At 70.4% G+C, this 14,037-nt stretch carries 13 protein-coding genes and 2 pseudogenes; 8 read left to right on the top strand and 7 right to left on the bottom strand.

All coding sequences use genetic code 11. The features are described 5' to 3' along the window. A pseudogene (locus CNO20_RS11145) lies at window positions 1-530 on the top strand (SPFH domain-containing protein); the annotation flags it as partial. A 39-nt stretch (window positions 531-569) separates the two neighbouring features. Then, the gene (locus tag CNO20_RS11150; protein WP_101296212.1) at window positions 570-1,178 is read left to right on the top strand and encodes a winged helix-turn-helix transcriptional regulator; all 609 of its coding nucleotides are present in this window, start codon (window positions 570-572) and stop codon (window positions 1,176-1,178) included. A gap of 96 nt (window positions 1,179-1,274) precedes the next feature. Here CNO20_RS11150 and CNO20_RS11155 read toward each other — a convergent pair whose 3' ends face one another. Beyond that, window positions 1,275-1,520 carry a DUF7123 family protein gene (locus CNO20_RS11155; protein WP_101296213.1) on the bottom strand — a complete coding sequence of 82 codons (246 nt, stop codon included), beginning with the start codon at window positions 1,518-1,520 and terminating at the stop codon, window positions 1,275-1,277. Window positions 1,521-1,789: 269 nt separating this feature from the next. Here CNO20_RS11155 and CNO20_RS11160 point away from each other — a divergent pair, with 269 nt between their 5' ends. Together CNO20_RS11160 and CNO20_RS11165 are read left to right on the top strand one after the other, a co-directional pair. Next, window positions 1,790-3,646: a flippase-like domain-containing protein gene (locus CNO20_RS11160; RefSeq protein WP_101296214.1), complete on the top strand. Its 1,857-nt coding sequence runs from the start codon at window positions 1,790-1,792 to the stop codon at window positions 3,644-3,646. Window positions 3,647-3,688: 42 nt separating this feature from the next. Next, a complete protein-coding gene (locus CNO20_RS11165; RefSeq protein WP_101296215.1) occupies window positions 3,689-4,045 on the top strand; it encodes a cupin domain-containing protein in 357 nt (118 codons plus the stop codon). 67 nt (window positions 4,046-4,112) lie between these two features. On the opposite strand, the gene yjjX is transcribed toward CNO20_RS11165, so the two are convergent. Both yjjX and CNO20_RS11175 read right to left on the bottom strand, forming a co-directional pair. Next, the gene (gene yjjX, locus CNO20_RS11170; protein WP_101296216.1) at window positions 4,113-4,625 is read right to left on the bottom strand and encodes an inosine/xanthosine triphosphatase; all 513 of its coding nucleotides are present in this window, start codon (window positions 4,623-4,625) and stop codon (window positions 4,113-4,115) included. Window positions 4,626-4,648: 23 nt separating this feature from the next. Then, window positions 4,649-5,395: a cobalamin-binding protein gene (locus CNO20_RS11175; protein ID WP_101296217.1), complete on the bottom strand. Its 747-nt coding sequence runs from the start codon at window positions 5,393-5,395 to the stop codon at window positions 4,649-4,651. Window positions 5,396-5,612: 217 nt separating this feature from the next. On the opposite strand from CNO20_RS11175, the gene CNO20_RS11180 reads away from it, so the two are divergent. Next, complete coding sequence (locus CNO20_RS11180) at window positions 5,613-6,572, top strand: transcription initiation factor IIB (protein WP_101296218.1); 960 nt, start codon at window positions 5,613-5,615, stop codon at window positions 6,570-6,572. A gap of 82 nt (window positions 6,573-6,654) precedes the next feature. Here CNO20_RS11180 and CNO20_RS24360 read toward each other — a convergent pair. Continuing rightward, window positions 6,655-8,153 (bottom strand): annotated as a pseudogene (locus CNO20_RS24360) (TrkH family potassium uptake protein). 142 nt (window positions 8,154-8,295) lie between these two features. Here CNO20_RS24360 and CNO20_RS11190 point away from each other — a divergent pair. The 3 genes from CNO20_RS11190 (at window position 8,296) to CNO20_RS11200 (ending at window position 10,755) form a co-directional block, all read left to right on the top strand. Further along, on the top strand, window positions 8,296-9,441 hold the full coding sequence (locus CNO20_RS11190; RefSeq protein ID WP_101296219.1) for a DNA-methyltransferase: 1,146 nt from the start codon (window positions 8,296-8,298) through the stop codon (window positions 9,439-9,441). A gap of 49 nt (window positions 9,442-9,490) precedes the next feature. Next, window positions 9,491-10,204: a type I 3-dehydroquinate dehydratase gene (locus CNO20_RS11195; RefSeq protein WP_101296220.1), complete on the top strand. Its 714-nt coding sequence runs from the start codon at window positions 9,491-9,493 to the stop codon at window positions 10,202-10,204. A 92-nt stretch (window positions 10,205-10,296) separates the two neighbouring features. Next, entirely contained in the window at window positions 10,297-10,755 is a 459-nt protein-coding gene (locus CNO20_RS11200) for a zinc ribbon domain-containing protein (protein WP_101296221.1), read from the top strand. Between the two features lie 176 nt (window positions 10,756-10,931). On the opposite strand, the gene CNO20_RS11205 is transcribed toward CNO20_RS11200, so the two are convergent. The 3 genes from CNO20_RS11205 to CNO20_RS11215 form a co-directional block, all read right to left on the bottom strand. Beyond that, window positions 10,932-12,164, bottom strand: coding sequence for a 3-dehydroquinate synthase II (locus CNO20_RS11205; protein ID WP_101296222.1), 1,233 nt, complete (start codon window positions 12,162-12,164; stop codon window positions 10,932-10,934). 84 nt (window positions 12,165-12,248) lie between these two features. Beyond that, window positions 12,249-13,037, bottom strand: a complete 789-nt coding sequence (locus tag CNO20_RS11210; protein WP_101296223.1) for an SDR family NAD(P)-dependent oxidoreductase — start codon at window positions 13,035-13,037, stop codon at window positions 12,249-12,251. A 176-nt stretch (window positions 13,038-13,213) separates the two neighbouring features. Then, window positions 13,214-14,014 carry a 2-amino-3,7-dideoxy-D-threo-hept-6-ulosonate synthase gene (locus tag CNO20_RS11215; protein ID WP_101296224.1) on the bottom strand — a complete coding sequence of 267 codons (801 nt, stop codon included), beginning with the start codon at window positions 14,012-14,014 and terminating at the stop codon, window positions 13,214-13,216. Window positions 14,015-14,037: the final 23 nt, after the last annotated feature.

Raw genomic sequence — 14,037 nt, forward strand, 5'->3', positions numbered from 1 at the left:
AACAGAGCCAGATCCTCGAAGCGCAGGGCGACGCCATCTCGACCGTGCTGCGCGCGAAATCCGCCGAATCGATGGGCGAGCGCGCGATCATCGAAAAGGGGATGGAGACGCTCCAGAGCATCGGCGAGGGCGACTCCACCACGTTCGTCCTGCCGCAGGAACTCACCTCGCTGGTGGGCCGCTACGGCAGGCAGCTCTCTGGAAGCGACGTGCAGGATATCGAAGGGCTCGAAAGCCGGGGCTTCGACGAGGAGACGCGCGAGATGCTCGGGCTCGACAACATCGAGGAGATCCTCGGCGAAATCGACGAGGCGGCGGAGATGGACGTCGAGAAGCTCGAACAGGAGGCGCAGGCGGTCAAGGCCGGCGAGGGCGTGGACATAAAGAGCGCCGAGGAGGTGCTCGAAGAGGCCGAGACCGCCGAGACGACCGCCCCCGGCGACGGTTCGCGTTCGACCGCCTCCGGCGGGCGTCCGGGCGGATCGAGCGCGGACGCCGACGGCGAGGAGACGGAAAAAGAGCTGGAATAGCGAAGCCTTTTCTTTCCCGGGTCGCGTAACCCGAAGCAGATGCCCGAGGGAGTCGACGAGGACAAGCGGGCGACGCTCCGGCGGTTCGCCGCGCTGGGCGCCGCGACCCCGTTCGTGGGGTTCGGCGACGGCGACGGTTCGCGCGAGGGGAGCGACGTCCGCGACGCCATTCTGGGCTACCTCGCGACGACGCCGGGCGCGCACTTCTCGAAGCTCCGCGACGACCTCAAACTCGGCACCGGCGAGACGCAGCACCACCTCCGGCGGCTGCTCTCGGACGGCGCGATCGAGTCGCGGCGCGACGGCGACTACCGGCGCTTCTTCCCGTCGAACCGCTTTTCCGAGTTCGAACAGGTCGCGCTCGGCTACCTCCGGCGGAACACCCCGCGGGGGATGCTCATCCTGCTCCTGCGCGACCCGGACGCGACCGGGAGCGACCTCGCCGCGGCGCTCGACGTGTCGCGGGCGACGGTGAGCACCTACGCGAAGGAACTGGAGGACGCGGGGCTCCTCAGCAGGGAGGACGGCTACGCGGTCGTCTCTCCCGAGTCGGTCATCACGCTCTTGATCCGGTACGCCGACTCGTTCGGCTCCGACGCGGTCTCGTTCGCCGCGGAGGCGGATCGGTTCATCCGGTTCGATCCGTGAGCGGAGGGCCGTCGAGCGTCAGTCGGGGGGTTCGATCGGCGGCGTCCCGAACAGCGATCCGCCGCCTCGTCGGCGGACCGCCGCTCGGGCGCTGGTTCACACGCTGACCTTCCAGGTCGTCCCGGAGGAGTATCCCCACTTCTCGACGGTGATTTCGAAGTCGCCGTTGAGGATGGCGCGCATGTTCGCGCCGACCTCCTTGGCGGTCAGCCCGAGGTCCTCGGCGATGAGTCTGGATTTGAAGTACGTCCGCGTCTCCGCGTTCTCGCGGAGGTACCGCAGGATGCGCTCTTGTTTCTCCGTCAGGTCGGTCGCCGCGGATGCGGTCGCGGTCGCGCTCATACCTCAGTAGTGGTAGGTTCGGCTAATATGGGATTTGGTACGAGCGGTTAACACACCGGAGTCTTGCGATTTCTCGCGAATCGGGTGGTTCCCCCGTCCCCCCGACGCCCGCGTTGGGTACGGTCGCCTAACAGCCGATCGGTCCGCCAGTACGCGCGCCTAGCGCCGGGTGTTATCTCGCCGCAACCGCCCGAAGCGCGTTCCTCGGGGGCTAACGTGCCAGCTCTCGGTCAGAATCTTCTTACGTCTGCCTCCCGGACCGATGCGTTATGAGCAGCCCGGCTGCGGAGGGCGTCGCCGACGCGTCGCGGGTCGACGTGAGCGTCGTCCTCCCTGCCTACAACGAGGAGCGAACGATAGAGCGGACGGTCCGGACGACGCTCTCGGCGCTCGGCGACTTCCTCCCGGAGGGAGCGTACGAGGTCATCGTCGCCGAGGACGGCTGCGACGACCGGACCCCCGAGATCGCGGATCGGCTCGCGGAGCGGGATCCCCGCGTCCGGCACTTCCACAGCGACGAGCGGCTGGGCCGCGGGGGCGCGCTCGAACGCGCGTTCGACGCCGCCCGCGGCGACACGCTCGTCTACTTCGACACGGACCTGGCGACCGACATGAAGCACCTGGAGGAGCTCGTCGAGCGCGTCCGGTCGGGCGAGTACGACGTGGCCACGGGTTCGCGCTGGATGCCCGGCCGCGAGGCTGACCGACCGCCGAAGCGCAGCGTCCCCAGCCGGGCGTACAACGGGCTCGTCCGGGTGTTCCTGCGCTCCGACCTCCGCGACCACCAGTGCGGGTTCAAGGCCGTGAGCCGCGACGCGTTCGATCGCCTCCGGGACGACATCGAGGACAACCACTGGTTCTGGGACACGGAGCTGCTCGTGCGCGCCCAGCGCGAGGGCCTGCGCGTCGCGGAATTCCCCGTCGATTGGACGCCGAAGGGCGACACGAAGGTCGACCTCGTGCGCGACGTGCTCGGGATGGGCAGCCAGATCGGTCGGACGTGGTGGCAGCTGTCGGTCCAGCCGCGAATCACCCCGCAGGTGACCGCGGCCGCGGGACTCCTCATGACGCTCGTGGCGCTGGCGCTCATGAGCGTCTACCTCGATCCGCGGGCCGTCCTCGACGAGATGGCGCGGGCCAACCCGGCCCTGATCCTCCTCGCGGCGGCCGTCTACGTGATCTCGTGGCCCATCCGCGGCGTCCGCTACCGCGACATTCTCGGGGAGCTGGGCTTCCGCGAGAAGGTCGGCTTCCTCACCGGGGCGATCTTCATCAGTCAGACCGGCAACCTCGTCTTCCCGGCCCGCGCCGGCGACGCCGTGCGGGCGTACGTGGTGAAGGCCCGCCGGGGCATCCCCTACCCGTCCGGCTTCGCGTCGCTCGCCGCCGAGCGCGTGTTCGACCTGCTGTCGCTCGTGGCGCTCGCGGGGGCCGTCCTCGTCGGCATCGCCGCGACGGGCGGCCTCCCCGACCTCATCGCGGGCATCACCGGGAGCGGTTCCGTGGGCGACGTCGAGCGGCGCGCAGGGCGCATCGCCGCCTACGTCGCCGCCGGCGTCGGGTTCGCCGCCATCGGCGCCGTCGTCGCCATCGTCGCCAGCGCCCGCTCCGACCGGAGCTACGTCCGGCCGGCGATCCGGCGCATCAGCTCGGACTCGTACGCAGACTACGTCGCGGGCGTCATCGAGCGGTTCGTCGGCGACCTCCAGCGCGCGGCGGGGACCCGCGAGGCGTTCACCCGCGTCGGGGTCAGCAGCCTCCTGATCTGGACGCTCGACGTGTTCACCGCGGTCGCCGTCCTCCTCGCGCTCGGCGTGCGGCTGCCGGTCGTGACGCTGCTCGCGGTGAGCTTCTTCGCCGTCAGCGTCGGCAACCTGGCCAAGGTTCTGCCCCTGTCGCCGGGCGGGATCGGCCTGTACGAGGCCGCGTTCACGGTGCTCGTCGTGGCGCTCACCACGATCGATCCCGCGGTCGCGATCGGCGCGGCGGTGCTCGATCACGCGGTGAAGAACGTCGTGACGGTCCTCGGCGGCGTCGGATCGATGGGCGCGCTGAACGTGTCTCTCACCGAGGCGGTCGAGGAGAGCCGCGACGTGCGCGAGACCGCGGAGCCGACGCAGGACTGACGCGGCGATCACCTTTTTATCGACGTCAGCGAATCACGCGGTGTGTACTCCCGCGCAAACCTCGACGACCTGGAGAGCCGAGAGATCGACGGCGTCGAACCGTCGCTGAAGGCGGTCGGATACGAGCTCCGCCCCGAGCGGATGCGTCCGAGCGTCTGGGCGTTCGAGGCCGGCGAGTCGAACAACCGACACTACCAGCGCGAGCAGGAGGAGCTGTACCACGTCCTCTCCGGCCGGTTCGAGATGGCGGTCGACGACGAGACGTTCGAGATCGGCCCCGGCGAGATCGTCGTCGTCCCGCCGGAGGCGGAGCGACAGCTGACGGCCGTCGAGGCCGGCGAGGTGTTCGTCGTCGGCGCGCCGAACGCGAAAGATGACGGCGTCGTGGTGGAGGAGTGAGTCGAACGCGGTCGGGGACGGGGTAGAGTTCGACCGAGGGAGAGGTCGACCGAGACAGAGTTCGAACTCAGCCGTACAGGTCGGTCACGAACGGCCCGAACGCCCCGGCGGCCGCCGCCGAGAGCGCCGCCTCCCGGTCGATCCGGCCGGCGGTGAGCGCGCCCGCCGCGCCCTGCTTTTTCGCCACGTCGTCCGTCCCGAGCACGTCGTCCATTACCGGTCCGAGCTCCTCGCCGGCGCGGATCCGGTCGGCGATCGATCGGGGGAGTTCGAGGCCGGGGCCGGCCCCCCGCCCCGTCCGCTCGCCGTCGGTGACGGCGGCCCACATCACGAGGTACAGCCCCTCCGCCCCGTCGAACGTCGCGACGCCCCCTTCGACGCCGACGCCGTAGTCGTACCCGCCGGCGTCGAGGACCCGCCGCGCCCGGTTCTCCGCGCCCGCGACAGTCTCGGCGTGGCCGACGGGCTGTTCGCTCACGCCCGATTCGACCGGGACGGACTCGACCGTCGCGTCGCCGTCGACGACCGCCTCGACGGCCCGTCGCTTCACCGGATTCCCGCTGCCGACGCCGATTCGCATACCCGGTCGTCCCGGCCGACGGCCTATCGCTCTGTCGGAATTCCCCCGTGGAGGGCGTCGGCGAGCGCCTCGATCCCCTGGATCAGGTTCGGGCTCGGCTGGTTGAGGAGCGCGTTGTCGAGGACGTGGATCTCGGCGTCGACGTTCCAGTCGCGCTCTGCGACGACCGACGGATCCACCCGATCGCCGCGGCCGCAGACGTGCAGGACGACGTAGTCAGGCGCTTCGGCCTCGACCTCGGCGGCGCTCACCTCGCGCGAGCGCGCGCCGGGCTCGACGAACGGGTAGGAGCCGCCCGCGGCGACCGCGGCGTCGGGGACCCAGTTGCCCGCCGCCATGGGCGGGTCGGACCACTCCTCGCAGTACACGGTCGGTCGCGGCCGACCGGCGACCCGCTCTCCCACCCGATCGAGCCGCTCGCGCGCGCCGGCCGCGAGGCGCTCGCCCGCGTCGGGGCGGCCGATCGCCCGCCCCAGGTCGGCGAACGACGACAGCACGTCGTCGAGCGTCGCCGGCTCCGCGTGGTGGACCCGATAGCCCCGCCCGCGGAGTTCGTCGCGAATCTCCGCCTGGAGCGCGTCGCAGGTGCAGACGAGATCGGGATCGAGGTCGGCCACCCGGTCGTAGTCGGGGTTGAGCCAGCCGCCGACGATCGGTCGATCCGCCTCGCAGTGGGTCGTCACGCCGACGAGCGCGTCCGCCGCCCCCATCGCCGAGATGGTCGCGGTCGCGCTCGGAGCGAGCGAGACGATCCGGAGTCCGTCGGTCACACCGTTGTGACGGTGCTCCGAGGACAAATACGCTCCGCCATCGCTCGTATTTTTAGCGTTTGCTATTCAAAACCAAAGAACGTCGTTTCGGCGCTCGATTCGACGGAACGCGCGCAAGACACCAAACGATTTAAATACCTTTCGACCCTCTTTCGCCCAAGGAACGCTTCCGGTTTTTTCAGGGCATTCGCCCCCGGCAGCACCGGCCGTCCCATCTATGAGTGAAAAGACGCACACACAGACGCGAACGAACGAACGAGAGTCCACGCGCGGCGAGGCGCTTCAGTGTCCCGAATGCGGGGGACACGTCATCGCCGACGAGGGCCGCGGCGAGACGATCTGCGCCGACTGCGGCCTCGTCGTCGAGGAGGATTCGGTCGACCGCGGTCCCGAGTGGCGCGCGTTCGACGCCGCCGAGAAGGACCAGAAGTCCCGGGTCGGCGCGCCCACGACGAACACGATGCACGACAAGGGCCTGTCGACCAACATCGACTGGCGGAACAAGGACGCCTACGGCAACTCCCTCGGCTCGCGGCAGCGCCAGAAGATGCAGCGGCTGCGCAAGTGGAACGAGCGGTTCCGCACGCGCGACTCCAAGGAGCGCAACCTCAAGCAGGCGCTCGGCGAGATCGACCGCATGGCCTCCGCGCTCGGCCTCCCCGACAACGTCCGCGAGACCGCCTCGGTGATCTACCGCCGCGCGCTCAACGACGGTCTCCTGCCGGGGCGCTCGATCGAGGGCGTCGCCACCGCCTGCGTGTACGCCGCCGCCCGGATGGCGGGCGTCCCGCGCAGCCTCGACGAGATCACCGACGTCTCCCGCGTCGAGAAGAGCGAGGTCGCCCGGACCTACCGGTACGTCGTCCGGGAGCTCTCGCTCGAAGTCAAGCCCGCCGACCCCGAGCAGTACGTCCCGCGGTTCGCCTCCTCGCTCGGCCTGTCGGACGAGGCCGAACACCGCGCCCGCCAGCTGCTGAAGAACGCGAAGGAGAAGGGCGTCCACAGCGGGAAGAGCCCGGTGGGGCTGGCGGCCGCCGCCGTGTACGCGGCCGCCCTCCTGACGAACGAGAAGACCACGCAGGCCGCGGTGAGCGAGGTCGCCGACATCAGCGAGGTTACCATCCGCAACCGGTACCACGAACTGCTCGAAGCGGAAGAGAGCCTCGGCGTGGCCTGAGCGGGCAGAGAGCGACGCGACTTTCGGGGATCGCTTCGTCCCCGCTCCGGCTCGGCTCGGGATTCGGGTCCTCGGTTCCGTTTTACGAGGTCCAGTACGTGCGCGTGAGCAGCACCAGCACGGGGATGATCTCGATGCGGCCGATCCACATGAGGAACGTCATCGCCAGCTTGGTGCTCGTCGGAAAGTCCGTGAACCCGGCGAACGGGCCGGCGATCCCGAACGCCGGCCCGATGTTGAGAAACGTCGCCGCCGCGGCGCTCATCGCCTCGAACTCGGTGAGCGACAGCCCGGCCCGCGCGCCGTCGGCGACGATGAACACCGTCGCGAGGAAGAAGATCACGATGCTAAGCAGCGTGTACCCGTAGATCTGATTCACGGCGTCCTCGTCGACGACCTCGCCGCTCAGCCTGACCGGCCGAACCGCGCGCGGGTGAACCGTCGTGAAGAGCGTCCGGCGGAACGCCTTGAGGACGACGAGCCAGCGGAGCGCCTTGATGGAGCAGGTCGTGCTGCCGGCCATCCCGCCGGTGAACATACACAGAAAGAGGACGTTCTTGGCCGCCGGCGACCACGCGTCGAAGTCCGCGCTCGCGTACCCCGTGGTGGTCACGATCGACGTCACCTGAAACAGCGAGTGCCGGAGGACCTCCTCCGCCGTCAGGTCTCCCTGCGCCGGATCCGCGACGAGAAGGGCCGCGACGACGAGCGTGAAGAAGACCAGTACCCCAGATAGAAGTGTAACTCCTCGTTCCGCCGGAGGCGCGAGAACTCCCCGCGCGTGACCTGGTACAGGAGGACGAAGTTGACCGCACCGACCGCCATGAGCGGGACCGTCGCCCACTGAACCGCGGGCGAGAACGCGGCGATGCTGTCCGCCCGCGGCGAGTAGCCGCTCGTCGAGACGGCGGTGAAGGCGTGTGCGACCGCGTCGTACAGCGTCATCTCGGGGGCGAGCCCGGCGAGCCGAAGCCCGTAGAGGGCGCCGACGGCGAGGAGCGTCAGCCCGAGGTAGAGCTTTCCGAGGAGGGCGGCGGTTTCGGCGATCCGCGGGGTGAGCTTGTGGAGGTCCCGCGTCTGCGTCTCCGTCTCCATGAGCTGCGCGCCGCCGTACGAGAGCGTGCTGAGGACGGCGATCGCGAGGACGAGGATCGAGAGCCCGCCGAGCCACTGCAGCAGCGACCGCCACAGCATGATCGCCCGGGAGTGCGCCCCGAAGTCGACGACGACGGTCGCGCCGGTGGTCGTCACCCCGCTCATGCTCTCGAACAGCGCGTTCACCGGGTGCGCGAGCACGCCGTTGCCGGCGAGGACGAACGGCACCGCGCCGACGAGCGCGAGCGACAGCCAGGTGAGAGACACCATGAGGAACGCCTCCCGTCCGCCGAGGTCGGGGTCGGGGTCGAGGCGCTCCAGCAGGCCGCCGAGCGCGACGGCGACGGCGATCGCGGCCGCGAACGGGGCGACGTCCTCGCGGTCGGCGACCGCGACGAGGAGGGGCAAAAGGAGCGGGCCGGCGCTCCACTTCTGGATGGTCCCGACCGTGCTGAGGCTCGCGCGCCAGTCGACTCGAACCGCCATCGGCGTTCGTCCCACGCGGGGACCACACGCCGTTCGCGAAAGAACGCTTCGGTCGACCGACGAGCCGACCGCGAGCCGTGGGCGAGCCGAGGGCGACCCGCGAGCCAAAGACACTAGTCGCAGGCGTGCGCAGAGGCCGGTGATGCAGACGGAACACGCCCTCCGCGTCGGCGACGCGGCCGAGATGAGCGCCGTCGCCGACGAGTCGGTCGAGCTGGTCGTCACGTCGCCGCCCTATCCGATGATCGAGATGTGGGACGACCTGTTCGCGTCGCGCGACCCCTCGATCGGGGCGGCGCTCGAACGCGGCGACGCCGAGGCGGCCTTCGAGCGGATGCACGCCCAGCTCGACGCAGTGTGGGACGAGGTGGTCCGCGCGCTCGTCCCGGGCGGCATCGTCTGCGTGAACGTCGGCGACGCCACGCGCTCCGTCGGCGGCGGCTTCCGGCAGTTCCCCAACCACGCCCGGATCGTCGACGCCCTCACGGAGCGCGGCCTGCGGCCGCTTCCGGACGTGCTCTGGCGGAAGCCGACCAACCGGCTCACGAAGTTCATGGGTTCGGGGATGCTCCCGCCCAGCGCCTACGTCACCCTCGAACACGAGTACGTCCTGATCTTCCGGAAGGGCGGAACCCGCGCGTTCCCGGCCGGCGACCGCGCCCGGTACGAGAGCGCGTTCTTCTGGGAGGAGCGCAACGAGTGGTTCTCCGACCTCTGGGAGCTGCAGGGCGAGGGACAGTCGCTGTCCGACTCGACGGACCGAGAGCGGTCGGGCGCGTTCCCGCTCGAACTCCCCCTGCGGCTGATCCGGATGTACTCGCTGTACGGCGACACGGTGCTCGACCCGTTCGCCGGCACCGGAACGACGGCGCTCGCCGCGATGCTCGCGGGGCGCAACTCGCTGGGGCACGAACTGGACGCCGACCTGATCGCGGCGTTCGACGAGCGACTCTCCGACCTCCCCCGGCGCTCGCGGGAGCGGATCGCGGCGCGGCTGGACCGGCACCGGACGTTCGTCGCCGGGTGCGAGGAGCGGCCTTCGTACGAAGCGGTCCACTACGACTTTCCGGTCGTCACGAAGCAGGAGCGGCGGATCCGGCTGTACGCCGTCGAGTCGGTGAGCGAGAGGGCGACGCCGACGGACGATCGCGGCTCGCGGTACGTCGTCGAGTACGTCCCCGTCGACGGGGACTCGGCGGCCGACCACGGTTCGCCGGTCGACGACGGCTCGGCGGTCGACGGTACGTCGCCAATCGACGGCGACTCGCCGGCCGGATCCGGCGGCTAACGCTGCCACGGGGGACAACCCTTTGCGTCCCCGGCGCGGGGGTCGACGTATGGATCTGGACTTCGACTCGTTCGTGCTCGCCGCCAGTGCGGCGGACCTCGGCGAGGAGCCCGCCGCGCGCGAGCGCGCCGACGCGATCGAGTTCCGGATGGACCTCGCGGCCGACCCCCTCGGCTCGCTCGCCGACTACGACGGCGACCTGCCGATCATCGCGACGAACCGCGCCCGCTGGGAGGGCGGCGAGGCGTCGCCCGACGGGCGGCTCGCCGCGCTCTTTCGAGCCGCGGAGTTCGACGCGGTCGCGGCGATCGACGTGGAACTCGCCTGCTTCCGCGCCGACGCCGTCCCGCGGTCCGAAGCGCCCTCCGTCGACTCCGGCCGCGCGGCCGACCTCCGCGCGCACGCCCGCGACCGCGGCGCCGCGGTCGTCGTCTCCGTCCACGACTTCGAGTCGACGCCCCCCGAGGCGGACCTGCGGGACCTTCTCTCCGCGGCGGCCGCGGAGGGCGACGTGGGTAAGCTCGCGGTCACGGCCGCCGGACGGGCCGACGCGCTCGCGCTCCTGTCCGCGACGCACGGCGCGACGGCGGCCGGCGAGCGGGTGGCGACGATGGCGATGGGCGAGGCCGGCCGGCACACGCGGGCCGTCGCGCCGGTGTACGGCTCGAAGATCGGCTACGCGCCGGTCGATCCGGCGAAGGCGACCGCGCCCGGGCAGTATGACCTCGACACGCTAGCCTCGCTCGTCGAGCGGCTGTCGTGATCGGCCTCGCCGAGGCGCGCCCGCGGAGGATCGCCCGTCGCGGCGGACAATCCCGAATGTTAAACACTGTGGCGACTAACACGGCGTAAGACATGGCAGACACACGACGGCGGGCCGTGATCGCCGCGCTCCTGGGCACCCTCGGCGCGCTCGCCGGCATCGCGGGGTTCGGTCACGTCTACCTCCGGGAGTGGCGGCGGGCGATCGCCTGGTTCCTGTTCGTGCTGGGCGCGAGCATCCTGCTCATGGTCGCGTTCGTCGATCCCGAGGTGCTCGCCACCGACCCGATGTCGATCACGGCGGACGACCTGCCGATGACCGTGATCGGGCCGATCTTCCTCCTGCTGTCTTTGAGCATCTTCGACGCGTACTACGTCGGTCGCCGCGGGAACAGGGGAGGACGCGGCGACGACGACGGCCACGCCTGTCCGCACTGCGGCCGGGAGGTCGACGCCGACCTCGATTTCTGTCACTGGTGCACCGAGCGCCTCGACCGCGCGGTCGAGCCGACGGACGGAACGGACGGAACGGACGCCGACGCGACGAAGTAGCCGACGAGGTGCGAAGCGGGCGCGGCCGGGTTACGTGGCGGTAGAGGGGGGGGGGTCGGGTTCAGTGACGAGAGAGGGATGTTGAGTGACGAGAGAGGAACCGGGCGCGCCGACTTCGTCGCGCCCGATCAAGTAACGGCGACACTCCCTCGGACGGGGACCGAGGGGCGGTCAGCTCACTTCTCGATGATGCTCTCTTCGACCGCCTCGCCGAAGTGCCGCGCGGTGTCCTCGTAGTAGACGAGCACTTCGTCGCCCGCTTCGAGGTCAGTCACCGCCTTCCGGCCCTCGCTGGTGGCGACTTTGATCGTCTCCGCGTTCTGGAGCAGCGTCTCGACCCGATCCTCGTCGTCGTCGGTCTCGACGCGCGCCTGGATCCGGAACATGGGGCGCTTTTCGATCTTCACCCGGCCGACGATCGCCTCGCGGGTCCGCCCCTCCGTGTCGACGATCTGCACCTCGTCGCCGCTTTTCAGCTCCGAGAGGTACTTCGTCCCCCCGCCGGGCGTCCGGACGTACGCGTGGACGGCCCCCGCGTTGACGCGGAACGGGCGGGAGGCGACGTAGGGCGACTCGGCGGTCTCCGCGTGGACGAAAAACAGGCCGCGACCCATGCTGCCGACGAGCATCCCCTCGTCGTGCTCCATGAGCGAGCCGGTGTCGACGCAGACGCGGTCCGCCATCCCCGTCCGGTCGACGGCCGTGACCTCCGCCCACCGGAGTTCCAGCGTCTCGCGCTCGGTCGCGTCGCGCACCTCGACGGTCCGGCGGATCTCGTCGGGGTCGTCCGCGTCGAGCAGGACGCCGTCGGCGCCGAGTTCGAGCGTCTCGAACGCCGTCTGCGCCTCCTCGGCGTCGGTCACGCCGGCGATGAGCTCCGTCTCCTCGCCGATGCGGGCGATCAGGTTCTCCAGGGGGATGATCTTCCAGTCCTCCCCGATCACGATCGTGTACTCGGCGTCGGCGGCGGCCTCCTCCGCGAACGACTCGTACTCCTTGTCGATAATGCGGACGTACGCCCCCTGCGCCCGGTTGTCGTACCGGCGGAGGGTCGTCAGGTCGGCCGATCCGGCGAAGTCCGGGGGGAGGGTGACCGTCCCGTCGCCCTCGCCGCCCTTGCCGACGACGTACGCGTCGGCCGTCGCGTCCGCCTCGGCCGCCTCCTCGCCCTCCGCGCCCCCGTCGACCCTGTCGATCAGCCCCTCGTCTTCGGCCTCCATGACGTGGGCTTCGAGGTCGGTCAGGAAGGCGGCGACCTTCACGTCCCCGAGTTCCCGGACGCGGGCCACGTCCGACTCGTCGACGAGCACCCAGTCGACGCCCGCTTCGAGCCCGGCCGTGATCCGCTTTTTCCTCGTCTCCCAGTCTCCGACCGCGTCGTCGGCTTTCAGCCACACGCTGCGTGTCATTATCGGTGGCACTCGGCGGCACGGCTTGAACGTGGCGGATGACACAGATCCGGTGGAGCGCGGCGGGGCGAGGGGACGCGACGGTCAGCAGATCTGCCAGCCGCCGTCGACGTGCAGCAGTTCGCCCGTGACGTACCGGGCGTCGTCGCTGGCGAGAAAGAGCGCCGCGCCCGCCACGTCCTCCGGCGTCCCCGCCCGCCCCAGCGGGATGGGTTTCAGAAGCCCCCCCGTCGCGCCCTTCTCGGTCGCCTCCTCGGTCCACCCCTCCGCGAACTCGGTGGCGATCTGTCCGGGCGCGACGGCGTTCACCCTGACGCCGTGCTCGGACAGTTCGAGCGCCGCGCCGCGGGTGATCATCCGAACCGCCCCCTTGGTCGAGTCGTACTGCACCTGCCCCTTCTGGGCGAGGTTCGAGCTGATCGACGCCGTGTTGACGACGCGCCCCGGCTCGCCGCGGTCGAGCATGTCCTTCGCCGCCGCCCGAACGCCGAAGTAGACGCCGCGGACGTTCACCGCGTGGATGCGGTCGAACTGCGCTCTCGTGATATCGAACATCCGGCCCGGGATCTGGACGGCGGCGTTGTTCACCATCACGTCGACGCCGCCGAACTCGCGCGCCGCCTCGACGACGGCCTCGATCTGGTCCGGGTCGGACACGTCCGTCTCGACGTACTCGGCCTCCCCGCCCGCCTCGCGGATCACCTCGTGGGTCGCCTCGGCCTCGTCGAGGTCCTTCGGCGCCTCGCGGACGTCCGCGACGACGACCGTCGCGCCCGCCTCGCCGAACCGCCTCGCGATCTCCCGGCCGATGCCGGAGCTTCCGCCCGTCACGATCACCGTCTCGTCCGCGAAGTCGTAGGTTACAGACGCCATGCCCTCACATCTCGCTCCGGGGTCAAAAACGCCGACCCGGAGGGGGATGGCGACGGGGGCGCGCGCTGGCGGCCGGAGATCGCGCGCTGGAGGTCGGTGGTTGCGCGCGGGGGATCGAACCAGGGTTACGCGCTGGGGTCGCACCTCCGACTGCGCCTCGGAGGTGCGTTTCGGGGTTACGCCTCGGCGGACAGCCCCGCCCGACCGAGCGCCTCCTCCGCGCTCCGGTTCTCGTGGACGACCGCGGAGACCGCGCGCGCGATGGCCTCGGGGTTCTCGTGCTGGAAGATGCTGCGGCCCATCGAGACGCCGGCCGCGCCCGCGTCCATCGCGCCGCGGACCATCTCGACGGTGCGGCGGTCGGTGCCGCGGCTGCCGCCCGCGATCACCACGGGCAGCCGCGTCGACTCGACGACGTGCCGGAAGCTCTCGGCGTCGCCGCTGTAGGCGGTCTTGATCACGTCCGCGCCGAGCTCCTCCCCCAGGCGGACGGCGTGGCCCAGGCTCTCGGCGTCGTGTTCGTCGACGCCGGGACCGCGGGCGTAGGTCATGGCGAGAACGGGCATGCCGAGCCGCTCCGCGTCCTCGGTCACGCGCGCGAGGTCCTCGATCTGCCCGGGTTCGTGGGTGCTGCCGACGTTGATGTGAAAGGAGACGGCGTCGGCGCCGGCGCGGACGGCCTCCTCGACGGTGCCCGTGACCCGTTTGTCGTTCGAGTCGGGGCCGATGACGGTCGAGGCGTTCAGGTGGACGACGTACCCCTTGCCGTTCTTGTGGGGGTGAACGCGCGGGGCGATCCCCTTCTGGGTGAGCACCGCGTCCGCGCCGCCGCGCGTCACCGCGTCGATGGTTCCTTCGATGTTCTTGAGGCCGGTGACGGCCCCGAGCGTGATTCCGTGGTCCATCGGGACGATGAGGTACCGCCCCTCTGTGGAGATGCGATCGAGTCGAGAACTGATTCCTGCGTCGGTGATCATGGTATGTGAAACTGTGACAACAC

Origin of the sequence: Halegenticoccus soli, assembly GCF_002844195.1 — an archaeon.
GTDB classification, from domain to species: domain Archaea; phylum Halobacteriota; class Halobacteria; order Halobacteriales; family Haloferacaceae; genus Halegenticoccus; species Halegenticoccus soli.